Raw genomic sequence first — 23263 nt, 5'->3', positions numbered from 1 at the left:
GACTTAAAGAAGAAAAAACCCCGCCGTCGCCGGCGGGGTTTTTGTTTGGAAGAACCTAACCTCGCTGCGGCTGACCCACCCCCTTAGCGGCCAATTTCGGTGCCAACTGGAATCGTGATGGCCTCATCGACGGATGCCGCGGTAGCGCTTCGGCGAAGGACTTGCTTGAGCTCGTCGCGATCAAGTCCGGCCAGACGATCGCCGAGATCGGCCGGCAGCGCTCCCTGAAACCGGCCTCCAAGTCTCAAAGATAGGCCGCGCTCGGTCGCCTCACAGCACGCCATCGCGCCTTCCGGATCGGCCATATCGGGGCCGACTCTAGACTCTTCGTGATTACTGTGATAGTTTATATCACAATCAAGCCGTCCGTCCACAGGCTACAATCGCTCAATGTATACCCCGATGACCAGGGAACAGCGGCGGCTGGCGGAGACCATGCGCTCCACCACGCTCGAGTTTGCCGCGCTCGCCCGCTCGCGGGAGGAGTTCGGCGGCGGCATGCAGTGGCTGAAGGTCAAAAAGTTTGAATACCTGACCCGGTACCGGCGGGATCCTCTCACTGGCGAGCAGAAGGCAGCCTCGATCGGCCGCCGGTCGCCCGAGACCGAGGGGATCTACGAGCGTTTCATCAAAGAACGGGCCGAGCTGGATCGCCAGATCGCGGCCCTGCGGCCGACAATCGCCGAGCAGACCAGAATGGCGCGGGCGCTGCGGCTCACCCGCGCCCCGGAGGAAGTCGGCGCTGCGGCGCGCGCCATAGGCATGTCCGGACTGATCGACCACGTCACCATCATCGGTGAGGCCGCCGTCTACGCTTACGAATGCGAGATGGCCGCGCTCCTGCCGCGCGAGATGCTGCCCGACGGCGGCATGGACCTTCTGGTCGCCGGCGTACACCCGACGGACGTGATCAACGAGCTCGTAGGAGTGCTGAGACGAGCCAAGATTGAGGTGCAGCGCGCCCAGCTCAGCGCCGACAAAGCGGCGGTCGAACTCCGGACCGAAGAAGGCCTAAGCCTCCGGCTCTACACGGCGTCGACCCTTGGCGGCTTGATCGACCAATATGCGGAGAATTCGGCGTACGGGGCGGAGGCGGTGCAGTGGGGTCTCGACCTGCCGGTGATGCATTCGATGCTGGTCGATCGCAACGGGCGGGCCGCCGCGGTCGCGGTCCTCGAGCCGCGGGCCTTCTGCATGCTTCGCTTCATGGCCCTTGATGTCGAAGAGATGTCGCTGATCCGGCGTGAGGTGTCCGCCGAACTCAATGCCGCGGTAGTGAAGCTCGTCCACGAGAGGTGGACCGAGCCATTTGTCGACGACCACGTTCAGAGCATTGGTCCGCTCCACGATCTTTTGGAAGACGGCTTCCCCACGGCACCGAGGATGTAGCCGCGCGGACTTCAAGGATTCGATTACCACGCCGGCATGCCGGCGAGGAACGCTAACTTCTGGTTGAGGTTTGGGCGTGATGTTGCGACCAGGTTCAAGTACAGGGGGCGCGGATCCGGCAAAGACCGGAGCGTTTCAGATCAATTGTGATGGAGCCTCAGCCCGAGGCGCACACCGTCCGATTCCGAAGCGCACCAGGTCCAACACGCGCCCTCCCAGGGCGCGCGGTGCCGGCCGCCAATGCGGCATGGTCAAGGTTTTCCAACCGAACGCTGACAGGATCGCGAAACTCGGCTTCGCGTCCGTTGCCCACGTGCCGGTAATCTTCGACAGCCGTCAGCGTTATTGCCGGGAATATAACCGCTATCTTCGCGAGCGCGCGGAATTGGACTGGCGGCCCTCTGGGGGCTTTGGTGATCGCCCTCGCCCTCGAACGCTCAAAACCATGGCCGACAATCTAGGCAACTGGATCCGGTGGTGTGAGTCGCGGAACATCGCTTGGCAGACCGCTACCTACAACGATGTTCTCGTATATCAAGACGCCCAGGACTCCGGAGAGTGGTCAGCTGCGGGCGACTCTTTGGCGTGCAACACGTCAAACGCTCGAGCTGACGATGCTACGCACTTCCTAACGTGGTCCGCGCAGCGAGGGTTGCGGGCTGAGTTCACCGTGAAATATGCGGTTCAGCGTAAGCTGATCGGCGGCAACATGCGCACGACAACCGTCAGGTCTGGACGGCTGAAGGAAGCCCGACCTGAAAGCCAGGTCGAGGCGTTCAAGCTCCCGGCGCCGGATGAGGTTCGCAAGTGGCTCGCTGCGGTGCGAAATCGTCGTGGCTACGCAAAAAACATCACCTGCCGCTTCATTCTTGAGACCGGTGCACGGCTCGGCGAGGCGGAAGCCTTGCGAGTATCCTCTTGGCCGTCGGCCGAAGACATCGAAGAGGCGGCATATCGTGGCGACGTGTTCGTGCCGATGCTTCTCGAGCACGGCACCAAAGGGGGGCGCCCGAGGACTATCCGCGTTCCTTTGGATTTTGCGAGAGCGGTCCGCACCTGGATCGATGGTCCCCGTAACAAGTACGTCTTTGCATTTTACAAACGGACGGGAAAACGCACCGACAAGCTCTTCGTCTCCGACGCCGGCGAACACGCCGGCACACCAATCAGAAGGCACACGATCCAGAGGTGCTTCGCCAACGTTTTACCGCGGCCGAAAGTCTGGTCTCCTCACAAGGGCCGCCACGCCTTCGCCTGCTTCTTTGTCCTCTACGCGCTCGAAGCGGAGGCGCGCGCACACAAATCGACTGTTGCTGGCATGGGGGTGAACTGGGTCCACAACCGCGGGACCGAGTGGCTGAAGATGTTACAGCGGCAGTTCGGCCACGTCGACGAGACCACCACGCAAATCTATCTCAAATGGCTCGCCACCGCGGTCGGTCTCGCGGTGATGGCCAATGGCTGGCACCGCTTTCTGGCGGACGATGAGGAGACGTAAACAGTATGAACGTTGTCCCCTTCAACGCTGGGCTGCTGAAGCTGACCATCAAGGCTCAAAGCGGCGTCGTATACGACGTCGACCTGAGCGAATTCTCGGTCGGCGGAAACCTGGAACATGTTCCGGCGAGATCCAAGCACGCTTGGGCCGGAGATTTCCGTGGCCGTCCGTTGTTCGCGATGGAGATCGCCGAACTGTTTCAGCTCCAGCGGCCAGCACCCGAGGCGTCCAGGAGTATGCGACACGTCGTGCGTACTCTCTTCAGGTTCTTCGACGCAGTCGAGGTCAAGCACGGCGTCGAGATAAACTGTGTTGGGGACGTGACCGACGCTCAAGGCCCCATGATGCTGGAATGGCTCGCGAGTGAGACATCGAAACTGTACAGCCGGTGCAAGACGACTCTAGATGCTTTGCGCCGCTTTCGTGGCCTGCCGCCTTTGTTCTGGCCGGCGCGACAGACCGATTCTGTGTCCACTGCGGAGCCGGTCGATAAGGAAGCGATTCGCCATCTCTTTAATGCGTTCAAGCACGAGGCACGATGCATCAAGCGGATGTTCAAAGAGGGCGAGGACCTCGCGTCTCGTGGCACCAGCCCCCGCGGGGACACAACCCTCGTTCGGGAATGGGCCTTGCCCGAAAACCGTGCTTGGATAGTGAATGAGTTGACGCGGGAGCGCCTTCACGACAAGCGAGAGTTCAAGATTCACGGTGCTTATCGTGGGTTGGCCCAGAGTGGCTGGAAAGGTCCCACTTATTTAGCACCAAACATGAGCGAACGAGGCCGTGAAGGCATCGTCGGCGCTCTCCGCTGGTTCTACCCGAGCTATCAGGACACTGCGGTCTTCCTTTGGCTCTTTCTGCTCGGCACCGGCTGGAATCTCTCGACCGCGCTCGGATTGGACGTCAGTGAAGACGATGCCTGGTCCCAGGCACATCCTCACAGCGATCAGTTTGCGGTCATTCACGCCTTCAAGGCGCGCGCCGACCGCCATCAGTTCACGCTGTCCATGATGAAGCCCGAATGGCATCCCTACCGGATCGTTCGATATATGATCGAACGCACGAAGGTGTTGCGCGCCACCCTCAGCTATCGGTTGGATCTTGCTCGTAACGACTATGCCCTCTCGCCTACGGTCGCAAAATCCGGGAAGATCGCCGAGCTTGAGGCGTTGGTGCGAAGCCCGTGGCTTTACCACACGGTCAACAAGATCGGCGAGGTGTCAGCATTTGGTCATGCCGACTCCGCTCACCTCGGCCCCATTGCCCGCACTGTCGTCGCCACCCACGGACTCCTCGAGCGCTATCCCTCGCTCGAGAAGATCGGGACCTCCGACGCGCGGGACGCTTGGATAGGTTACGCCTATGTCCAATCGGGCTATCACGTCTTGCTCACCCAACTTGCCAGCCAGCACGCAAATATACGCACGCTCAGGCACTACCTGAAATCCAGGCGATATCGAGAGTTCAGCGAGAAACAGGTCCGAAAGGTGCAGGATACTGTCTTCGCTGAAATCTCTACCGGCGGCGTGGTCGATCCCACGCGGCTGCGCCTGTTGGTCGCCAACGGGACCATCACCGCCGAGCAGGAGCGTCGGCTTCAGGATTTCAGGCAGCGGACCCGACTTGGCCTCGGATGCCTCGATCCGACCAATCCGCCGCGACAGATCGCGCCTGATCACAAGACCGGTGCCCTCTGCCGAGTGCAGCGCTGCACCGGCTGCCAGCATGGCGTCGTGTTCAGGGAGAGCCTCGGCCCCCTCGCCCGCGCGTGTGCCGAGCTAATCCACATTCAGCGCACCATTCCATACGCCGCGTGGAGCGGATCGAGCTTGGAGGACGAACTCGCCTCGATCGAGGAGACGCTCAAGAGCTTCGATCAAACCGAGGTCGCCGCCACCATCCGGGAATGGTCTCACAAGCTCCAGACGGGAGAGGTCAAGGCGCATGACACGTACCCGATCTATTGATCCTGCGGAGCGCGCCCTTGAATGGCGTAACAAGACCCTTCCGACGCTCGGAAACTTCTCCGAGCTCGCGGCAAAGCCGTGGGGCGAATTGCGTGAACACGAGATCTTCGAGGGCTGTCGACTCGGAGATGAGGAGCTCGTCGTCCCGGAGAATTGGGTGCCACCTACGGCCGTGAGCCGGCTGTCAAAGCGGACAGTTTGTCCATCCGATGCTGGCGTGCCGGCCGATCCTTCCGCGGCCGAGCGGCGCGACGAGGCAATCCGCCGTGCGCTGTTGGCACTCTGGCTTCCCCGGATGACCGATACCGGTGTCAGAAAATATAAGCCGGGGCCTTGGATCGATAGCGCCAATCTGCTCCTGCGACTTGCGGAGTGGCAATTCACCAACCTTCCGACGGAGGATGGCTCGGTTTTTGGTGGTTTCACCATTACCAACATCCTCCAGGAGGTGCTTCCCGCCCTGGCGCCGAGGAAGAAGGGGCGAGACGCTATGCGGGCCCTCTTCCGCATTCTCGTTGACGCCGGAATACGCGGCCGCATCTCTGATTGGCCACGTCTCTATGCCGACGGCGAGTTCGCGGATGGGCACGATGGCCCGACGATCGAGCGGAATCGGCATGGCCGGACCGCCCCTGCACCTGTCGAAAAGACAGAGCAGCGTAGCTGGCAGCCGTTCTCGGACAGCTTCGTCACCGAATTCATTCGTCGATCGCTCTGGGTCCAGAACAGCCTGGCCGACCAGTTGATCCCACTTTGGGCCGAACTGCGCCAAATCGCAGCCAGTGAGGCTGCGCAGGGTCGCTCGTCGGCTCATCCGTCGGTGATCGCCTTGCGGCGATCCGCCATCGAGCGCGTCCGCTGGATCGATGCAAAGAACCAGCCGATCACACAGCTTCCGTTCGAGGTGGACCATCGCGATGGACGTTCAAACCAGTGGCCGCCACGTAGCGCGCGCGACATCAACCGCATGGTCAGCACGCTACAGGCGATGAACTTCGGGATGATCGACTTCTGCACCGGAGCTCGTGCGAGCGAGCTCGCGGCCGCGGAAGATAACGAAAACCAGGGCTCGGACGATCGTCTTCACTCCGTCACCTTCAAGCTCGTCGATCAGATCGGCGGCAAGAAGCGGGACTGGCCATTGCATCCGGCGGCCGTACGGGCAATTGAGCTGCAGCAGAAGATCTGCCGCGTCGTTCGCCCTGCCGGGCAATCACACCTCTGGGTCATTCTCGGCGACGGCGAGAAGCTCGGCAAACGGCTGCTCAATCTCACCGAACCTTTCGTCCAGGCCGTAGATCACCTCGGACTGTCCGGGCTCACCGGCAGAGACCGTGCCCATGTGCACCGCTGGCGGCACACCGTCGCCCGCCTGGTCGCCCTTTCGGTAGTCGGTGCGCCGCAGGTCCTGCTCGACCTGTTCGGCCACCGCGATCTCGAAATGACCTTGCGCTATATGCTGTCCGATCCGCGCATCATCGAGGATGCAATGAAGGTTGCCAAAGAGACCTCCTTCGTCATGGCGGAAGAGGCTCTGGCCGAAACCATCGAAGGCGAGGCCGGTGGCCCTGCCGCCATGCCCCTGCAGGCGGGACTAGCCGCAGCCGGCATGCGCCGCGGCGAAGAAGTGTTCGAGACCGCGACGCTGCGCGAAACCGCCGAGGTGCTCACTTTCAACGGACGGTATTGGTTGATGGTCCGCCCCGGCGTCATCTGCACCAAGGGGCTCGGCCAGGCTGGACCTTGCACTAGGGAGCGGGGTGCCCCGGATCCCGGCGCCTGCCGCACTACTTGCGAGCATCGCCTGGAAACCACGCGCGCGAAACAGGGCTGCGAGGAAACGCTGCGAGCGCTCATTATCGAGCGCGAACGTGCTGACAACGATATGGTTGTCGCCAATCTCGACGGGCAGATCCTGGCTAACCTTGAGCGCTGGGACGACGTCCGTTCGCGCGTGCTCAACGATCATCCCGAAATTCAAAGCATCTGGGAGGCTGGCCGATGAGCACGGACAGGCGCGTTGGCCAGCGCAGGATCGCGCAGGCAGGTGCTGCGTATGCAAAGGAAAAGCATCTCGAGAGCAAAATCTCGCTCGAGGAGATGATGGGGAAGATCGAGGGTGAAATCGACGCCAACGACGGCATCTATCCCTACAACGAAGGTAAGCTCACCGTTGACGAACTGCTGCGTCGGGCCGGCAAGAGCCCGGCCTATCTCCAGAAGAAAACGCCGAAGATCGAGGCGCTCAAGTACGAGGTGAATGCCTGGATCAAACGCGTCAAAGGTCAGATCGCCTCCGGCGCGCCCTCCGTCCGGCGCGAGGTCAACTCGCGCGTCAAGGTGGCGAACAAGCAGATCGACGAGATCAGGCAGAACTATCACGAAGCCGAGCTTCAGCTCACCCGCGTCATGGCCGAGCTGGCGGATGCCACCCGTAAAATCGGCGAGTTGGAGAAGAGAAACACCGAGCTTCTGAAACAGCTCGCCGGCAAGACAGTCGTTTCCTTGAAACCGGAGCAGCGGAAGTGAATCCCCGCTCGGTGGTGCCGTCGATCCTCGAAAAGCTCGAGCCCCACCTCGAGCGGCTTGAGCTCGCCTGGTCCGCGCAGCCTAAGGCTGATCGTGCACCCACCCTGCCCCTCACGCCGGAAGGCAAGGTCAATGTGCGCCAGCTCGTACGTGATCTCGGTCTCCGCGAGACTCTCGAGCAGCACTTTTTCCGTAAGCCAGAGCTCGCAGGTCCCGTGAACGCCCTCGCCCACGTGCAAGGCGTGAAGCCGATCGGCTCACGCCTGCTTGACGACGTTGCCGACGCCGGCGTCCGCAAGCGGCTCGGCCGGGATGCGGATACGATCTCTGAGCTGCGCAAGGCGCTCGCCGAGCGCGAGGCTCTGGTCGTCTCACTGCGCGACGAGAACGCGCGGCTGAAGGCTCGCCTCGAGCTAATCGAGGAGACGGGCCTCGTGTTCAGAGCCCCAGCATGACCGACATCGTGATCGACAGCATCGTCTCGCGGCGTGACTTCGGCACGATCTTCGCCGGCCGCCTGGCCGACGGTTCTTCCGTCCGGGTGAAGGCCGCAAACGCGGCCATGCTGGGCATGCCCTCGGTCGGTGAGCTCTGGTCCGTGGAAGGCGACCTCTCCGACACCCAGTGGGGACCGCAGATCTCAGCCAGCCGCGCGGTGCGCGCCCTGCCCAGCGGCAAGCTGATGGTCGACTATCTCGCGAGCTGCGTCGCCGGCATCGGGCCGGCGCGCGCCCGCAGGCTGTGGCAGCATTTCGAGGACCGCCTGCCCGAAGCACTCGACACCGGCGACGTCGCGGCCCTCGCGGCGGTGATGGACCCGGGCCGCCCTATACTGGGCCCGCGGCTCGCCGCCGCGCTCGTTTCCGCCTGGAAAGCCATGGCCGGCGAAGCCAGGCTGGTCGAATGGCTCGCGGCCGTGGGCGTGACCGAGTTGGCACTAGCCCGCCGTGTGCACACGCTGCTCGGCGCCGCCGCTCCGCGCGCGCTGCAGGCAAACCCCTATTGCCTCGTCCCGCTGCTCAATTGGAAGCGCGTCGATGGCCTCGGCCTGCGGCTCCTGAACGAGACAGGTGAAGCCGATCCCGTAAACCATCCTCATCGTCTCGTGGGCGCTGCGGATGCCGTAGTGAAGGACCTGGTCGGTTCCGGTTCGACCGCGATCGCGCGGGACGATTTCCGCGAGCGGCTCGCCGGCAAGCTCGGCGGGTCACTCTCTTCCCGAGCGTTGGACCGCGCACTCGAGCTTGCGATCGAGCGGAAGGCGGTCATCGCCTCGCCTTCCGGGCTCCTCCGGGCGCCGGGATGCGCCCTGATGGAGGATGCCGTGGTCGGGCGGCTCCGCACCATGGCGACGCAGGGTCCGCCAAACCGCCTAAATCGCCTCCTGGGTAACTTCGGAGACCAAGGAGCTGTCCTGAGTCAGGATCAGGCCGAGGCCGTCCGTAGGAGCCTGTATGCCGGTTTCTCGTGCCTCCGTGGCGGTGCCGGCACCGGCAAGACCTTCGTCACCCGGACGATCTGCGACCTCTGGGAGCGGGCCGGCGGCCAGTTGCTGCTGGCGGCTTTGGCCGGCAAGGCTGCCCTGCGGCTGTCCCGGTCGACCGGGCGGCTCGCACGCACCATCTTCCGGACGCTCCGCGAGTTGGATGAGCGAGAGGCGGTCGAGAGTCAGCTCGCCAGCGAACTTGATCAGACCGAGCGGGCGGAGCTGGAGACCAAGCTGCGCGAGCTGGCGCAGTTGACTCCCGACACGCTGGTCATCCTCGATGAAGCCTCGATGGTGGACCTGCCGTCGCTGTACGGACTGCTCCGCCGGATGCCGCAAGGCGCCCGGCTCCTGCTCGTCGGCGATGAACGGCAACTTCCTCCCGTTGGATTCGGGCTGTTGTTTCACCGGTTCGTCGAGGATCCTGCCGTTACCTCCACGCTCACCACGGTGCACCGCCAGGCCGTGACCACGTCCATTCCGGGTATCGCAGCTCAGATCAGACGGCGTGAGATGCCTCGGCTCAGCGCTTATGTCGGACCTCATGCCGGCGTCATGCTTGCCTGCGCGTCGGGACGCGACGAGATCGCCGAGAAGGTTGTCTCGATCTGGGATGAACTGCGTGACGGTCGTGACGTCATGATCGTCACACCGATCAACGATGGCCCGTGCGGTGTCGCCGGCCTCAACCGTCGCCTGCACGACGAATATCTGCGCAGGAAAGACCTGCAGGAGCTTCGGGGGCCGCTGGGCGACCTGTTCTCGCCTGGTGAGCCAATCGTCCATCGGCGCAATTGCTACAAGCGAGGCCTGTTCAACGGCTCCATGGGTACCGTGCAGCGGATCGACCGGACGGAACAGCAGATCACAGCCATCTTCGACGGAGACGAGCACGTCTTCCCCGCCGAGGACCTGGTCGACTTATCGCTCGGCTACGCCCTCACATGCCATCGTGCCCAGGGCTCGGAAGCGGACCACGTCATCGTCGCCCTGCCGCCGAGCCGGTTGCTCGATCCGTCCTGGCTCTACACTGCGGTCACGCGCGCTCGCCAGCAGGTCGTCATCGTCGGTCAGCCGGAGACCATGCAGGAGGCCTTGCAGCGTCCCTATGCCGATGATCGGAGGGCTGTTGGACTCGTTTGGGAAAAGCGGCCGCGGTCTTGACAACCTAAATTCGATATGACCCGATCGTCATTATTTTCGCGGGTGCGACGACCGAGTCGCCACGATACTGACCTCAACGAATAGCAGCGAAGAAATCCCGTGGGTGATTTGAAAGACGTCTTCAGTTTACAGCTGTTCTTTGCGTTCGTCGTCCCAGGCATCATAGCAACTTACGTTCGCGCACAATTTCTGACCGGTCGAATTCCCTCTGCCAAGGACAATATTTTCGAGATCGTTGTTTTGTCGACGATCTACTATTCCGTGTTCATCGTTCTTATCCATCCGCTGATAGATACGATTCACTACCGCCTCTATCGAGACGCCGCTTGGATTGCACTAACGATCGTCGGCCCGGCGGTTTTCGGCATTGCTCTCGGCGTAGCAGCACAAAGGCATTACTTCGCGAGAATTGCTGCTCGGTTCGACCTCTCGCTGGTTCATGTGGTCCCGACGGCTTGGGATTGGTGCTTTTCGAACCTGAAAAGCGGCTGCTTCGTCATGGTAACCCTGACAGACGAACGAACGGTCGCGGGCTATTACGGCACGAATTCTTTTTCATCGTCTGATGGCGGTGAGCGCGATCTCTATCTCGAGGAAGAATGGGATTGGGAGGCCGAACAGGGGTGGAAAGAACGCCCGGAACGAGTGGGGATCCTGATCCCCGGCCGAGAAATCAAATTCGTCGAAATCTGGCACCCTTCAAAGGAGCAAATTGATGTCAAATAACAAGAAGCCGGGTGGCCCGCAAAATTTGCAAGAGGGCTACAAACCCGAGAACCGCGGTCATCAGCCCGCTACAGGCCATAAGGTTCAAGGTGGATATCAAGGACCGGGTGGAAACCGCCCCGCGCCGCCGACCACCGGCAGCGGGGTAAAACCTCCGCCGCCAAAGGACAATAAATAGGCCGACCCCTGCCTATTGATCGGGGAGCCTGGACGAGCGGGTCGGTGGAGACGTCGTCCATCACCTGTCGGCTCGTGGTCATTTTGGCGTCGCCGAACACGCTCGGCCATTCGCCGAAGGCGAGATTGGTGGTCACGATGACGGAGGCGCGCTCATAGAGCCGGCTGACGAGGTGGAAGAGAAGCTGGCCGCCGGGCGGGTCAAGTCCTCATCCCGCCATTCCGTACACAGACATTCGGGCGGAAACGCCCCGCAACTGGTGCTCACCGAGATGCTCGACATCATGAGAGAGATGCCGGGCAACGGCTTCCGTCAGGAGGAGGTCTCTGCCTATCGTCTTGGTCAGCGCTTCCACGCGGCAGGCCTCGTTGACGGCCGCGCCGATGACCGTGAAGTCCAAGCGATCCGGGGCGCCTATGTTGCCGAAAAAGACCTCACCTTCGTGAAGGACGATGCCCGCCCGCAGCGAGGCGTGGTCTTCGGCGTCGGACGCGACACGGATGGCCCGATTGGAGGCTTCGAGTCTGGCAATCGCCTCCCTTGCCGCCGAGACGGCCGCGCGCGACGCTTCGGCAACGCCAACCGTCTCCGGAAAGACCGCGAGCATGCCGTCGCCGATGAACTTGAGAATTTCGCCGCCGTGAGCGGCCACGGCGCTCGCCATCGCTTCGAAATAGGCGTTGAGCAGCACCAGCATGTCGGCCGGGGCCAGAACGTCCGACATCTTCGTGAAATTTCTGAGATCCGAGATCCAAATCACGGCGCGGATCGAGTCTCCCGCGCCGCGCTTGATTGCACCTTCGAGAACCTTCGCGGCGGCGCCGTAACCAAGGTAGGCGCCCAGCGCATTTTCGGAGATCTTCAACTCGCTGTGCCGTTGCACATGCAACGCGAATAGCTTGAAGAGGCGGGTCAAGGAATCTATCTCCGCCTCGGCGAAGCCGCCGCGCGCTTTCGTCGCGATGGTGATCACATTACGGGTGTCCAGACCGGACAAGGGAATCGCCACGTAGTCGGTCATGCCGGCGGCGGCGAGCTCGATCATGATGGGAAATTCCGCCTGCGACGACGGCTCAGTCGGCTCTCGCCGGATGGACTCGGCGGTTTCGACGATCCGCTGCAGCGGATTGAGTCTGTAGGCGTCGGAATCGACCGCGGCGTCAGCTACCCGCACCTCGTCGCAGAAGCCATCGTCGGCGTTCCAGACCCATGCGAATCCGACAAGCTGGGGATGGAGCGTGCCTATATGCAGGGTAAGTCGATCGACCGAAGACCCGGCGGCCTTCATCTGTCGGATCAGCTTGACGAGGAGGTCAATCATCTGCCGCTCGGCGGAGGCCTCTTCGAGCAGCCATTGTTCGATCTGGGCGAAAGTGTCCGCGATGCCGGGGGCGACGGCGACCGGGCCGGCTCTTCGCACGAACGAGACCGACGGGGGATAGGATCGAGGCGACGGATCGGAAGTCTCGGAACCCATTTCTATTCCCTCGCGTTTACTGCCGACAACACAGATGCGCTGGCTGCCATGCTGTCGACAGCGGGAGCCAAGGGGTAGACCATCGAATCGTTCCGGCGGGGTCATCGCTTTCTCAGATCGATGCCGCGCTCGCCCGCGCGTGGCTGGCTGAAGCGAAGCGTCATGCGACGGCCTCCTGACGAGTGACCTCCGACATTGCAAGTGCCCGGTGGACGTACGTCGACCGGGCCAAGCTTTTGCCAGGTGCTTCATTCCCGATCACTCCTGCCGCGTCACTTCGGCTCGGCGGCAGCCAAGAACACGGCTGGGAAAGCGATCAGCGGCGGGAGGACGAAACACCACGTCCCGAACTTCGCGTAGAGACAGGCGCCGGCGGCGCAACCCAGCGCAAAGGCAGTCACACTCGCCGCCATCTTGCCGAGCCGCGGCTTCGCGACAGTCAATACCGACGCTGGCGCGCCGCGCAGGACGTCGGCGACGTCGATCATGATCTGGGTGGTCGTGCCCGTCATCAAGGTGCTGGGAGGCTCCGTGCCCATGTGGATACGGTGCGCGGCGTTCTGAATGGCCATCGCTGCGACCAGGATCATGCCGGTGATGATCGCCTGCCAGCTATCGCCTTGGACGAAGGGGCCGAAGTAAGCGGCACACGCACCGCCTATCGCAAGAAGTAACACCTTGATTGCCAGCATCGAACGAAAGATCGGCAAGCCGATTGCAGGCAGAGAGAAACTGAATATTCGAGTGGTGATCACCACAAGGCAAAAGACTGGGAGGGCGAGCAGCTTCGCCAAGGCACCGGATGTTCCCAACACGATGGCCGCGCCGAAGGTAACGAAGTTGCCGGTGACATGCGCCGTGAACAGCCCCTGGAGCGCGAGAAAGCCCGCGGTATCAACGAGGCCCGCATTCAGGCTCATCAGGAGCGGAAGCAAAAGTATATTGCGAGGCATGTCACCAACCGTATTGAAGCTGGACGCCGACGTAGTTGCTGGTGTGTCCGCCGGCGCGGATGATGGTGTCCCCGACGTCGAAATGCACCGCTTCGATGGCTCCAGTCAGATGGTCGTTGAAGGCGTAGTCGACGCGGAACTGTCCGTACGCTCCCGTCCAATTGCTTCCCTTGCCGGCGGTCCCCACGATCGGCACGTTGGGCTGGACGTAGATCGCATCGGCGGTCGTTTCGCGCCATTGCAAGCCGATCGCTGCCATCACCTTCAGCCGGTCCGCCGGACTGACGGTTATGGACGGCTTGAGGTGCATCAGGTTCACGTAACCCGTGTAACCGGCCAGCGTGAAGTAATAGCCGTTCGGGAAGAGCGGGTTGAACGTACCCAGCGTTCCGTCCGCGGGACGGCGGTCTCCGGAGGCAGCATCGAACTGGACACCCAGGCGAGGCTGCCACGGCGCGTTCGCGAACGTATATCCCGTCCGCGCACCTACGGCCCAAGCGCGAATGTCCTTCGTACCGACCTGGCCCACCTGTCCCATGGCCTCGAGGTCCCAATCGAAGTGTTGGGCATTGCCCGCGAAGCGGGCATCGAAGACATGCCGGTGCTCGTCGCCAGAAGCGTCGAGGTATCTGGCATTGCTCCGTTCGTAGAGCGAATAATAGCCGGACAGCTCATTATCGCCGAACACCTTGCGCTCGACCCTCAACGTGCTGAACCGGAAGTTGTCGTTCGATGTATCGTCGAAGGGGCGCCCATCAAAGTATTGCACCGGACGGCTGACGAAACCGATGAAGCGCCAGACGCCGGTTTCCCAGTCGGCCCAGATCGCATCGAATGATTGTCTGACGTTGGGACCATCCCGCGACGATACGAAGCGCTGAAGGTCGAAGGCGAAGTCCTGTCGTCCTATGCGCGCCTTCAAGGTCCCGCCCGAAAACGTGTTGACGTACTCGAGGAAGGCGAGACGAAGGTCTAGTCGGTCCTGGTCGACGGATGTGACGTTGAACTTATGGAAGGAACGATCGTCCTCGAGTTGAATGAAGGCGCGCCAATTCTCGTTGAAGTGAACATCGGCATGGACCTGCAGACGCTGTAAGAGATAACTGTCCGCCGGCGTGTTGCCGGTGCCGAAGCCCGCTGCGTTGTTGTACTCGAAACGCTCCCGCAGCGTAGCGCCCAGCGAAATGTAACTTTTCGGGTCGGTGGCCCAAAGCGGAATGTACTTGAGCTCGTCGAACGGCTCGGTCCGCAGTCTCGGATCGGCGAGAACCGACCAATCCTCCGCCCAACGGTTCGCCTGAATCGCGGGGCGTTTCGGGAGCGTGGCGTCCCCATCATCCGCGAACGCGCTGTCGACGCCGGCGCCGAAGGCCGCAATCGACAGGACGATCCAGAATCCGCGCAGACGGGCCCGATCTGGCATCAAGCTCATCACTCCTTACTTGCCCGCTGCCCGCGCGGCGCTCTTCTCCGCGAGCGAGTGGATCTCGGCGATGTAGCCGCCCGGGAACATGACGAACGCCGCAGAGCGGCCGTCTGACGTGTAGGGTTCGACGAGTACCGTAGCGCCCGTTTCCTTCGCCTTGGCAAGCGTAGCGGCAAGATCGGCCACTTCATAGCCCGTCGTCTCACGCCCATAGGGATAGGGCAGATGACCGTCCGTGACCAGTACGACCATCTTCCCGAACGCGGACTCGATCCGGATGCGCTTGTAGGTCGCGTCAGTCCGGCCGATCTCGACGCCCGGCGCCTTCGCGTCATCCGAGACAATCTTCCCGCGCGAAAACGCAAGGAAACCCCGCGTAAAGGCGGCGGCCTTGTCAGGCGAGACGTACACGCGATTCTCCGGAATCCGCTCGAACGGGGCATAGTCGGGCTTCGTCGTGTGCCAGTAGAGTTGCATGTTAACCCCGCCCGGCCACTGGACCACGGCATCGCGCCCGATGGGATCCGGGAAAGTGGAGACGATCACGTCGGCGCCCGCAGCGCGCGCCGCTTTGATCGCCTCATCCATGTCTGCGACCAAGTAGCCGTTCCGCTCGGCGCCGAACGGGTACGGGATCGGCGTCTTGAAGCCGAAAAGCGATACAGTGCCTGCGGGCGTCTGAAGCAGTTGCGACGTGGTGCTGCTCGGCGTCGGCGTCACGGTCGCCACCACCTGCTTTGTGCTCTTGCCGCCGAAGGTCGCCAAGAAACTCGCGGCGAACTTGTCCACGTCGTCGGGCGTCACGTAGACGTGGGTGGTGTCGTACTGAGGGGCAACGGCAACCGCCGCGTCCCTGGGCTTCGTTGCGTCCTTTGCGATGGCCGGCGTACTCGTCGCGACAGCCGCCGCGAGCGCGAACAGAGCCAATATTCTTGTCGGTTTCATCGAGAAACTCCTTGAATGGCTTGGGATCCCGCTCCGGACTTCGGGCGAGTGACGGCTTCCTCGGAAAGAATCGTTACGATGACGAGGCCTGCGATCAATCCGAGATGTTCGAAGAAAGCATTCGTGGCCATGAATCTCTCATGGCCACCCATGGTCCAGAACGCGTTCGCGGTCAGCATCGCCACGAACGTGAGGATGCCGAGGCCGCCGGCGCCAAGCCAAACCCAGCGGTTGATGACGACGAGCAGAGACCCGAAGAGTTCGACCAAGATGGCGGCTGACGCCCACAGCCATCCCGGATAAAGGCCGAAGTGCTCCTGCTCGGCCGCGGCACCCGCCAGGTCAAGCAGTTTGGTAAAGCCGCCGAGGATATAGGCGGACACCAAGGCCAGCCTGGCCGCATGCCAGAGAAGCGGCCAGCGAAGGATCGCCGAGATCCATTTCGGTGATGTCTTGGACCCCATGTCAGACCGCCCAGCAGGCGCACCCGAGGGCGCCCCAGAAGCTCCTCAGGTCGGAGACAGGGAGCCGGCTCGACAAAGCCGCAGCGTGATTGTGGCCGTGTACGCCGCAGGAGTTGGCGCAGCCGCACATCTGCATGGCCTTCATGGCGAGGTTGCCTTCGTTTGCTTTGGCCTTGTCGTCAGCCCAGGCCGCGTATCCGCCGAAGCGGCGGACCGGCGACCAGTCCGGCATGGCGGGCGGTGGCGTGACGCTCTCCAGCTTGGAGAAGTCTCCCGCGCCGAACACGATCCTCCCTCCGACCATGGTCAGCAGCGAAGTCGTATCGGCGATCTCGGCCTCGCTGCAGGAGAAGTAGTCGCGGTCCGGCACGACGAGGTCGGCGAGTTGGCCGACCTCGATCCGACCCTTGTTGCCCTCTTCGTTCGAGAACCACGTCACGTTCTCGGTCCACATCCGCAGCGCCGTCTCGCGATCCAGACAGTTGCGCTGGGGCGTGATCCGCAATCCGCCGACGGTTCGGCCGGTGACGAGCCAGGACAAAGAGACCCACGGGTTGTAGGAAGCAACGCGGGTCGCATCGGTACCGGCCGACACCTTGACGCCCTTGTCAATGATCTTCTTGACCGGCGGCGTCGCCTCGGCAGCCCCCGCCCCGTACCGCTCGACGAAGTATTCGCCTTGATAGGCCATCCGGTGCTGCACGGCGATGCCGCCGCCGAGCGCCGCGATGCGGTCGATCGACTGGTCCGAGATCGTCTCGGCATGATCGAAGAACCAGTGCAGCCCTTCCAGGGGCATGTCCTGGTTGACCCGCTCGAACACGTCCAGCGCCCGCGAGATCGTCTCGTCGTAGGTCGCGTGGAGCCGCCAGGGCCATTTGTTTTGAACGAGGACCCGGACGACCTCCTCGAGCTCGCCTTCCATCTCCGGAGGCATGTCCGGACGAGCGACCCGGAAGTCCTCGAAGTCGGCCGCCGAAAACACCAGCATCTCGCCGGCGCCGTTGTGCCGGAAATAATCGTCGCCCTGCTTGTACTTCGAGGTCTTCGTCCAGTTGAGGAAGTCCTCCTTCTCGCCCTTGGGCTTCTGGGTGAAGAGGTTATAGGCCAGCCGTATCGTCAGGAGGCCCTCTTCGTTCAGCTTCTGGATAACGGCGTAGTCTTCCGGATAATTCTGGAATCCTCCGCCGGCGTCGATGGCACCGGTGACGCCCAGCCGGTTCAACTCGCGCATGAAATGACGGGTCGAATTGACCTGATAATCGAAGGGAAGCTTCGGTCCCTTGGCAAGGGTCGCGTAGAGAATGTTGGCGTTCGGTTTCGCCAGCAGCAAGCCCGTCGGATTGCCATTGGCGTCTCGCATGATCTCGCCGCCCGGCGGTTCAGGCGTATCCTTCGCATAGCCAACCGCACGAAGGGCGGCGCCGTTCAGTATGGCCCTATCATAGAGGTGCAGCAGGAAGACCGGCGTGTCGGGCGCGACGGCATTGAGTTCGTCGATCGTCGGCAGCCGCTTCTCCGCGAACTGGTGTTCGGTGAATCCGCCGACCACCCTCACCCATTGCGGCGGCGGCGTGACGGCGACCTGCCGCTTCAACATGTCCATCGCGTCGGCCAGCGAGCGCACCCCGTCCCAGCGGAGCTCCATGTTGAAGTTGAGCCCGCCGCGGATGATGTGAAGGTGATTGTCGATCAACCCCGGCAGGACGCGGCGCCCTTTCAGATCGATGACCTTGGTCGAAGGCCCGGCCAGCTTCATGACCTCGCTGTCGTGGCCGACCGCGGTGAAGACGCCATCCTTGATGGCGACCGCGCTTGCGGTCGGGTTGGAACGGTCGAGCGTGGTGAAGAGGCCACGGTGGAAGATAGTATCGGGAGCGTTCATGATGCTTTCTCCGCGACGTTAGTGGTTTCCTTAGCCTCGTCGGCATGCCGCCCAGGCAGCATGCCGAACATGTGAGGCGCGCACTTCGCCTGCCGCCATGCGGCGGCAAGGCCGTGACCCGCAACCATCTGCTTGGCGACCGGGACAATCTGCTCGCCGGCGAGAATGCCGAGGAGGCCGACCAGGGCCACCAGATGGGGCGCGGGCGAGCGGACGTTGAGGAGACTGTAGATCACCCCGACGAGAACGCCCGCGCCGAGCGACAGGAGATAAATCTTCATGAGCAAGCCGGGCCCTTACTTGGGTCCCGCCTCCGATGCGTGTTCGCCCAGCGCCCACTTCGAGAACCGGATCTGAATTCCGTACGGCGAATGCGCACGCTGGATGTCCATCATGCCTTCGTAGGTCTCGGTGCGCGCCCAGTCCTGCTGAAGCTCGTAGGCGTACTGCGATGAGGTGATGGGGACCGCTCCCGCCTGGATGGCGCGCTCCACAGCGCGGTTATGGGCTTCGAGCGAAAGGTCGCCGCAAGCATCGGCGGCAATGTAGATCTCATAACCTTCCTTCAGCATGTCCAAGGTCGGAAAGATCACGCAGGCCTCGGTCCAGAGACCGGCCAGCACAAATTTCTTGCGACCGGTGGCGGCCACCGCCTTTCGGAAGTTTGCATCGAGCCAGGAATTCATGGACGTGCGGTCGATGACATCGTGCTTCGGAAACAGCGAGGTGACTTCCGGAATGAACGGTCCGGAAAACGAATCCCTAGCCACCGTGGTCAGCACGGTCGGGATTTTGAACAGTTTGGCGGCCTTTGCGAGGATCTGGACGTTATTGATCGTGACCAGACGGTCATGCGACTGAACGCCCTGGAACATCGCCGGCTGATAGTCGATCAGTGCGATGGCGCTGTTGTCGGGGGTGAGCATTTCGAGTTTCGACATTTTGATCTCCTTCATGTCGTCATGGATCGCTCATGCGAGCGGGCTGGTGGAAACTGGGTGCGATGCGGAGCGACGAAACCGGGTGCGCCCGAGTCGTCCATGCAATCGCCGCGAACGGCGTATGCTTGCTATCGGGAATACATGTGCAACTCCGCTGCGGCCGCCTCGACTGGAACGAGGGCGTATGCTCTTGGAGCGAAGTGATATTACGGGATGCGACCGGCGGTCGCTACCGAACGATGCGAATTTTGGACGAACGGCTCACGTTCCGCCTGTCTTTCTCAATTTGCACGATACAGCCACGACCAAATACCCCACAGTGGATGTAGCCATTTGTGCGGGACGGAGACGACTGTCCGGGCACCAGACGACATCGAATTGCGCGAGAGGCGTGTCCTTGGAGCGATTGGAAACTATTTGCCGGTTCCATCCTGGGAGCGACGAAAGCGCGCCCTTGATGCTGGCCATCCCAGGACGGGCAGACAGACCCTTTGGCTTGTTGAATTTCTGCAGATCCGCCAGCGCCGGCTCGGGAATTCTAGCAGCGCCAATCCCTCACTTCATCGGCAGCGGCGAGACTCAATCGAGAGATTTTGCAGATGGTCTAGCCCTGTCGATTCGGAATGCAGTGCACACGCACGAGCTCACTCTGGTGCCGGTGGTCGTGGTCGGTCACGCCGAAGGAGCGGACGCTGCGCTCGATCTGATCGCGTGCCATGCAGATGCGATAAGCGCTGCCGTCATCATCAATCCGACTCGCATCATGCGGTCGCCGGCGACGAGCCTTGAAGAGATGGACGTGCTGCTGGCGTCGCCAAAAGGCGCTGGATCGGCAAACGGAGCCGCGCTCCAGATCGAGAAATGCCTGGTGGAAGCGGGAGCTCGCGTGATTTGCGAGTGGGTGCCGCGCAGCCGAGCCATCCGCAAGCGGGACGAACTCATGGCCCGGATTTTCCTTTCGGCGCTCTTCCGCTGATAGGCTCCGGAGCGTGGCCCTGCCGGGACAGGGCTTGCAGTCGGCGAAGCGCTTGCTCGAACGATCCGGACTAGGGGGCTACCTGGCGGCGCCACGCGCCGGGGCTCGAACCGACGATCCGGCTGAAATGCCGGCTCAGATGCGCCTGGTCGGAAAATCCCGTGAGGACCGCGATGTCAGCGATCGGAAGCTTATCCGATACCAGCAGTTCCTTCGCCTTCTCTATGCGCGCGATGACCAGCCATTGGTGAGGCGACAGACCGGTGGACACTCGGAAAGCCCGGCAGAAATGCGACCGCGACAGCTGAGCGATGTTCGCGAGTTCGAGCAAACCGACGTTGTCTGCAAGATGTTCTTGCAGATAGTCGGTGACCATCCGCAGGCGCCGGGGCGGCAGCCCGCCCCTGGCCGGAGTACGGTACGCATCTCCGGCGGCCGCGAGGCGCAGGAGCAACGCCACCGACAAACTGTCTCCGTACAGCCGCGGAGAGTCTTCTCCCCGACCGACCTCGGCTTCGAAGAGCCGTGCGATATGAAAAAGCGCGGGATCGTAGAACAACGGACGCGGAGCGAGTGCGGACGGGCTCACTTCCTCGTCCACCAACTGCTTGAGCGCGTCATCTGCGAACGTGAACGAGATGTGGCGCGTGTAGCGCGTCTTGTTCCAGATTGCCCACATTTCCGTCTTGGCGGGCGTAAAGTTCATGTTGTGGATGGTATTCGCCGGATCCGGGCCGCTCCGACTCTTCTCGCTACGCATTTCCGGAACGTTGCCGTCGAGGTCGAGCATGATCGACAGCCGGGCGCAATCGTAACACAGGTCTGCGCAGTACGACTTGGCGCAGACAAGTTCGGTCACGCTGGCAGTGAGCCCGTTCCAGGATCGGGAATGGAGGCTTTTCACCGTCGCGCCTTCCCGCCTCGTCGGGACGAACGGACGCTTCCACACAGGAACGTCTGCGTGATTCCTCAGGGCCGATGGCGCCTGGGACTGGTCATGCGGGGCGGTCATGGGCGACACAGTTCTCCAGGCGAACGATGCGTTACCGGGGGGTTGGTGAAGAGCATCGGCGCCCTCGACCGTCCGGATATGGTCGCGAAGCCGTAAGGCGTCAAGACCACCAAATGCTCGCACTCGACCTTGCGAACGTATTGAAAGAATTCGATAGTTTTGGACGGATTTTGTCGCGACAACGTCTCCGGGCCCACCCGGAAGCGGCTTCCGGGACACCTCTGTGCGGCAGGACCTCCGCGCCTCTCACCCAACTCAAGCACTGGGCTGGAGGGCAGTGAAGCGTCGCCGGTTCCACTAAACACTGGTATAGTTTCGCTCGCCGGAATAATGCCCTAGCGTGCCGCGACAGGCGGTTCCATGGAAAAGCTCATATGCCGGCCGAGGCCCGTCACCCCACCGACCCCAGTGGGACACTGGAATATTCTTGCTACGGGATGACCGCCACCCTCACTTCGCGTCGCGGCGAACAGGAGGGCGTCGTGGAGCTAACGAGCGGGCGCACCATCGTGCACGTCTCCCTTGAGGAGGTCGGGGGGCGAACCCAGATCGGATCGTCTCGGCGTCAGTCAGAAGTTGCACATGGAGGCGCCCACGCCAGCCTGGTGCCGGCCGGCGTTTCGGCCTGGGAGTGGTTCGGACCGATCACGCTGCATCGTCGCCTCATGATCCAGTTCGATCTCTCTTCGGCACCTGGTCTTGTCAGATCGAACCTGGAGAAATCCGGCCCTAGGTGGATGACCGAGGATCCGGCGATCCTCCAGTGCTCCGCTCGGCTGGCTCACGCTCTCGAAGTAGGAACCCATGGAAGAAGGTTTGTATCGGCCATTGCATTGGCGATGATTGCCCGTTTTGCCGAACTTGGGTCCACCTTCGCTGTCGGCGGGCTCTCTCGCGAGCGGTTGCGCAAGGCTCAGGATTTCCTGATCGGAAACTTATCCGCAGACGTCACGATGTCCGAACTTGCACAGCGTGTTGGGCTCTCCGAGAGCCATTTCGTCCGTGCATTCAAGGCGTCTACCGGGCTGCCGCCTTATAGATGGCAACTCAAGCTGCGCATCGATAAGGCGAAATCGCTCATACTTGACGGCGTGGCACTTGCCGACGTGGCGGCTGCCACGGGTTTCGCCAGCCAAAGTCATCTTACCCGCGTCTTCCATGACATAACGGGAGCCACGCCGGCGGAGTGGCGCCGAATCCATCGACACGATAAGCCGCTCGCATCTTTCGCCTCGGAAAAGAACTGGGTGTCGTGACGTCCCAATCCTACCTCGTCAACGCGCCGCAACATTTCCGGCTCGAAAGCCCGAGCCTCGTGCTGCGCAGCATCGAGAACGTCGGCAGTTTTTCGGCGGTGCGCATATCGCGCGACACCGAAGGCCTCGGGATGACCGATCCAATACCGCCGGAGGAGACTTTTGTCGTCGTCTGGCAACTGCTTGATTGTCCGAAATCAGCGCTATGGCTCGATGGAAAAGGGATCAACAACCCGGTCCATCGCAAGGGGGCCCTCGAGTTCTACGATCTTGAATGCGACACGCGGGCGTACATCGAAAGCCCTCTCGACAGTCTCCACCTCTGTATCCCGAAGCAGTCGATCGCAAGAATTGCCGAGGAAGACGGGTTACCTGCACCTCGTTCGCTATCGCCCCGTCTCGGGCAAAGCGTGGACGATCCCGTGATACCGATGCTTGCGAAGCTCTTGATCCCGATGCTTGAACGCCCGAATGAGGTCGATACGCTCGGGTTGGATCAAACTGCGGTTTCCATCATGGCCTACGTCGCGGGGGCCTATGGTCCCACGCCACTGGCGGGGCGAAAGCCGGCGGGCGTCCTCGCGCCCTGGCAACTGAGGAGAGTCGAGGAACTGCTCGATGCGAGCCTGGACGGTCGTATCACCATCGCTGAGATCGCAAAGACCTGTCACATGCCCACCGCCTCCTTCTCGAAGTCATTCGCGCGCTCGACCGGCGTGACACCGCGGAGATGGCTGTCGATGCGGCGGGTGGACGTGGCGAGGAAGCTGCTAAGGGATAAGGCGATATCCCTTAGCGAAGCGGCCCTGGCTTGCGGGTTTTCAGACCAGAGCCACTTCAACAGAGTCTTCCTGCAACTGGTCGGGTGCACGCCCAAAGTGTATCGGGATTCTCTTTAAGAGAAACCCTGCCGACTGCGATCGACCGGACCGGCCGGGCTCGCGACTGCTGGCCAATACAGGGAAGGGCTTGCTGCCTGAACCGTGCAGTC

General features: G+C 62.2%; 21 protein-coding genes and 1 pseudogene. 11 read left to right on the top strand and 11 right to left on the bottom strand.

The window, feature by feature from the left end:
* Positions 1 to 83 precede the first annotated feature (83 nt).
* Positions 84 to 305 (bottom strand): hypothetical protein, encoded by a 222-nt coding sequence (locus BJA_RS21265; protein WP_162494091.1) that lies wholly within the window; start codon positions 303 to 305, stop codon positions 84 to 86.
* Positions 306 to 390: 85 nt separating this feature from the next.
* On the opposite strand from BJA_RS21265, the gene BJA_RS21260 reads away from it, so the two are divergent.
* From BJA_RS21260 to BJA_RS21225, 8 genes are all read left to right on the top strand, one after another.
* Positions 391 to 1389, top strand: coding sequence for a GSU2403 family nucleotidyltransferase fold protein (locus BJA_RS21260; protein WP_011087045.1), 999 nt, complete (start codon positions 391 to 393; stop codon positions 1387 to 1389).
* A gap of 247 nt (positions 1390 to 1636) precedes the next feature.
* Positions 1637 to 2887 carry a site-specific integrase gene (locus BJA_RS21255; protein ID WP_236842248.1) on the top strand — a complete coding sequence of 417 codons (1251 nt, stop codon included), beginning with the start codon at positions 1637 to 1639 and terminating at the stop codon, positions 2885 to 2887.
* A 5-nt stretch (positions 2888 to 2892) separates the two neighbouring features.
* Complete coding sequence (locus tag BJA_RS21250) at positions 2893 to 4854, top strand: hypothetical protein (RefSeq protein ID WP_011087043.1); 1962 nt, start codon at positions 2893 to 2895, stop codon at positions 4852 to 4854.
* Complete coding sequence (locus BJA_RS21245) at positions 4832 to 6859, top strand: tyrosine-type recombinase/integrase (RefSeq protein WP_011087042.1); 2028 nt, start codon at positions 4832 to 4834, stop codon at positions 6857 to 6859. Before BJA_RS21250 ends, BJA_RS21245 begins: the two co-directional genes overlap by 23 nt.
* Positions 6856 to 7383 carry a hypothetical protein gene (locus tag BJA_RS21240; protein ID WP_011087041.1) on the top strand — a complete coding sequence of 176 codons (528 nt, stop codon included), beginning with the start codon at positions 6856 to 6858 and terminating at the stop codon, positions 7381 to 7383. The genes BJA_RS21245 and BJA_RS21240 overlap by 4 nt, the downstream gene beginning before the upstream one ends.
* The gene (locus BJA_RS21235) at positions 7380 to 7838 is read left to right on the top strand and encodes a hypothetical protein (protein WP_011087040.1); all 459 of its coding nucleotides are present in this window, start codon (positions 7380 to 7382) and stop codon (positions 7836 to 7838) included. Before BJA_RS21240 ends, BJA_RS21235 begins: the two co-directional genes overlap by 4 nt.
* Entirely contained in the window at positions 7835 to 10033 is a 2199-nt protein-coding gene (locus BJA_RS21230; protein WP_011087039.1) for an AAA family ATPase, read from the top strand. Before BJA_RS21235 ends, BJA_RS21230 begins: the two co-directional genes overlap by 4 nt.
* A 99-nt stretch (positions 10034 to 10132) precedes the next feature.
* The gene (locus tag BJA_RS21225; protein ID WP_011087038.1) at positions 10133 to 10759 is read left to right on the top strand and encodes a DUF6338 family protein; all 627 of its coding nucleotides are present in this window, start codon (positions 10133 to 10135) and stop codon (positions 10757 to 10759) included.
* A gap of 248 nt (positions 10760 to 11007) precedes the next feature.
* Here the strand turns inward: BJA_RS21225 and BJA_RS44035 are convergent.
* The 9 genes and pseudogenes from BJA_RS44035 to BJA_RS21180 all read right to left on the bottom strand — a co-directional run.
* Positions 11008 to 11130: pseudogene (locus BJA_RS44035) on the bottom strand (ATP-binding protein); the annotation flags it as partial.
* 15 nt (positions 11131 to 11145) lie between these two features.
* Positions 11146 to 12414, bottom strand: coding sequence for an adenylate/guanylate cyclase domain-containing protein (locus BJA_RS21215; RefSeq protein ID WP_038966835.1), 1269 nt, complete (start codon positions 12412 to 12414; stop codon positions 11146 to 11148).
* Positions 12415 to 12686: 272 nt separating this feature from the next.
* On the bottom strand, positions 12687 to 13367 hold the full coding sequence (locus BJA_RS21210) for a YoaK family protein (protein ID WP_011087036.1): 681 nt from the start codon (positions 13365 to 13367) through the stop codon (positions 12687 to 12689).
* A gap of 1 nt (position 13368) precedes the next feature.
* Positions 13369 to 14790: an alginate export family protein gene (locus tag BJA_RS21205; RefSeq protein ID WP_038966841.1), complete on the bottom strand. Its 1422-nt coding sequence runs from the start codon at positions 14788 to 14790 to the stop codon at positions 13369 to 13371.
* A gap of 15 nt (positions 14791 to 14805) precedes the next feature.
* Complete coding sequence (locus tag BJA_RS21200) at positions 14806 to 15738, bottom strand: hypothetical protein (RefSeq protein ID WP_011087034.1); 933 nt, start codon at positions 15736 to 15738, stop codon at positions 14806 to 14808.
* Positions 15735 to 16202, bottom strand: coding sequence for a DoxX family protein (locus tag BJA_RS21195; RefSeq protein ID WP_011087033.1), 468 nt, complete (start codon positions 16200 to 16202; stop codon positions 15735 to 15737). Before BJA_RS21195 ends, BJA_RS21200 begins: the two co-directional genes overlap by 4 nt.
* A 1-nt stretch (position 16203) precedes the next feature.
* Positions 16204 to 18087 (bottom strand): amidohydrolase, encoded by a 1884-nt coding sequence (locus BJA_RS21190; RefSeq protein WP_011087032.1) that lies wholly within the window; start codon positions 18085 to 18087, stop codon positions 16204 to 16206.
* Positions 18084 to 18368: a XapX domain-containing protein gene (locus BJA_RS21185; protein WP_011087031.1), complete on the bottom strand. Its 285-nt coding sequence runs from the start codon at positions 18366 to 18368 to the stop codon at positions 18084 to 18086. The genes BJA_RS21190 and BJA_RS21185 overlap by 4 nt, the downstream gene beginning before the upstream one ends.
* 15 nt (positions 18369 to 18383) lie before the next feature.
* Entirely contained in the window at positions 18384 to 19028 is a 645-nt protein-coding gene (locus BJA_RS21180; protein WP_038966840.1) for a hydrolase, read from the bottom strand.
* Positions 19029 to 19482: 454 nt separating this feature from the next.
* Here BJA_RS21180 and BJA_RS21175 point away from each other — a divergent pair, with 454 nt between their 5' ends.
* Entirely contained in the window at positions 19483 to 20004 is a 522-nt protein-coding gene (locus BJA_RS21175; RefSeq protein WP_162494090.1) for a hypothetical protein, read from the top strand.
* A gap of 70 nt (positions 20005 to 20074) precedes the next feature.
* On the opposite strand, the gene BJA_RS21170 is transcribed toward BJA_RS21175, so the two are convergent.
* Positions 20075 to 20794 (bottom strand): helix-turn-helix domain-containing protein, encoded by a 720-nt coding sequence (locus tag BJA_RS21170; protein WP_162603517.1) that lies wholly within the window; start codon positions 20792 to 20794, stop codon positions 20075 to 20077.
* Positions 20795 to 21390: 596 nt separating this feature from the next.
* Here BJA_RS21170 and BJA_RS21165 point away from each other — a divergent pair.
* The gene (locus BJA_RS21165; RefSeq protein ID WP_011087027.1) at positions 21391 to 22272 is read left to right on the top strand and encodes a helix-turn-helix domain-containing protein; all 882 of its coding nucleotides are present in this window, start codon (positions 21391 to 21393) and stop codon (positions 22270 to 22272) included.
* Entirely contained in the window at positions 22269 to 23171 is a 903-nt protein-coding gene (locus BJA_RS21160; protein WP_011087026.1) for a helix-turn-helix transcriptional regulator, read from the top strand. The genes BJA_RS21165 and BJA_RS21160 overlap by 4 nt, the downstream gene beginning before the upstream one ends.
* Positions 23172 to 23263 lie beyond the last annotated feature (92 nt).

The organism is Bradyrhizobium diazoefficiens USDA 110 (assembly GCF_000011365.1).
Classification (GTDB): Bacteria; Pseudomonadota; Alphaproteobacteria; order Rhizobiales; family Xanthobacteraceae; genus Bradyrhizobium; species Bradyrhizobium diazoefficiens.
Note: the sequence above shows the minus strand (reverse complement) of the source record. Positions and strands in the feature narration are given on the sequence as shown.

What these genes read in the sequence shown, in the direction of transcription:
- BJA_RS21265 (WP_162494091.1), bottom strand. Translation starts at nt 305, where the DNA reads ATGGCCGATCCGGAAGGCGCGATGGCGTGCTGTGAGGCGACCGAGCGC.
- BJA_RS21260 (WP_011087045.1), top strand. Translation starts at nt 391, where the DNA reads ATGTATACCCCGATGACCAGGGAACAGCGGCGGCTGGCGGAGACCATG.
- BJA_RS21255 (WP_236842248.1), top strand. Translation starts at nt 1,637, where the DNA reads ATGGTCAAGGTTTTCCAACCGAACGCTGACAGGATCGCGAAACTCGGC.
- BJA_RS21250 (WP_011087043.1), top strand. Translation starts at nt 2,893, where the DNA reads ATGAACGTTGTCCCCTTCAACGCTGGGCTGCTGAAGCTGACCATCAAG.
- BJA_RS21245 (WP_011087042.1), top strand. Translation starts at nt 4,832, where the DNA reads ATGACACGTACCCGATCTATTGATCCTGCGGAGCGCGCCCTTGAATGG.
- BJA_RS21240 (WP_011087041.1), top strand. Translation starts at nt 6,856, where the DNA reads ATGAGCACGGACAGGCGCGTTGGCCAGCGCAGGATCGCGCAGGCAGGT.
- BJA_RS21230 (WP_011087039.1), top strand. Translation starts at nt 7,835, where the DNA reads ATGACCGACATCGTGATCGACAGCATCGTCTCGCGGCGTGACTTCGGC.
- BJA_RS21215 (WP_038966835.1), bottom strand. Translation starts at nt 12,414, where the DNA reads ATGGGTTCCGAGACTTCCGATCCGTCGCCTCGATCCTATCCCCCGTCG.
- BJA_RS21210 (WP_011087036.1), bottom strand. Translation starts at nt 13,367, where the DNA reads ATGCCTCGCAATATACTTTTGCTTCCGCTCCTGATGAGCCTGAATGCG.
- BJA_RS21205 (WP_038966841.1), bottom strand. Translation starts at nt 14,790, where the DNA reads ATGCCAGATCGGGCCCGTCTGCGCGGATTCTGGATCGTCCTGTCGATT.
- BJA_RS21200 (WP_011087034.1), bottom strand. Translation starts at nt 15,738, where the DNA reads ATGAAACCGACAAGAATATTGGCTCTGTTCGCGCTCGCGGCGGCTGTC.
- BJA_RS21195 (WP_011087033.1), bottom strand. Translation starts at nt 16,202, where the DNA reads ATGGGGTCCAAGACATCACCGAAATGGATCTCGGCGATCCTTCGCTGG.
- BJA_RS21190 (WP_011087032.1), bottom strand. Translation starts at nt 18,087, where the DNA reads ATGAACGCTCCCGATACTATCTTCCACCGTGGCCTCTTCACCACGCTC.
- BJA_RS21185 (WP_011087031.1), bottom strand. Translation starts at nt 18,368, where the DNA reads ATGAAGATTTATCTCCTGTCGCTCGGCGCGGGCGTTCTCGTCGGGGTG.
- BJA_RS21180 (WP_038966840.1), bottom strand. Translation starts at nt 19,028, where the DNA reads ATGTCGAAACTCGAAATGCTCACCCCCGACAACAGCGCCATCGCACTG.
- BJA_RS21170 (WP_162603517.1), bottom strand. Translation starts at nt 20,794, where the DNA reads ATGCTCGACCTCGACGGCAACGTTCCGGAAATGCGTAGCGAGAAGAGT.
- BJA_RS21165 (WP_011087027.1), top strand. Translation starts at nt 21,391, where the DNA reads ATGCCGGCCGAGGCCCGTCACCCCACCGACCCCAGTGGGACACTGGAA.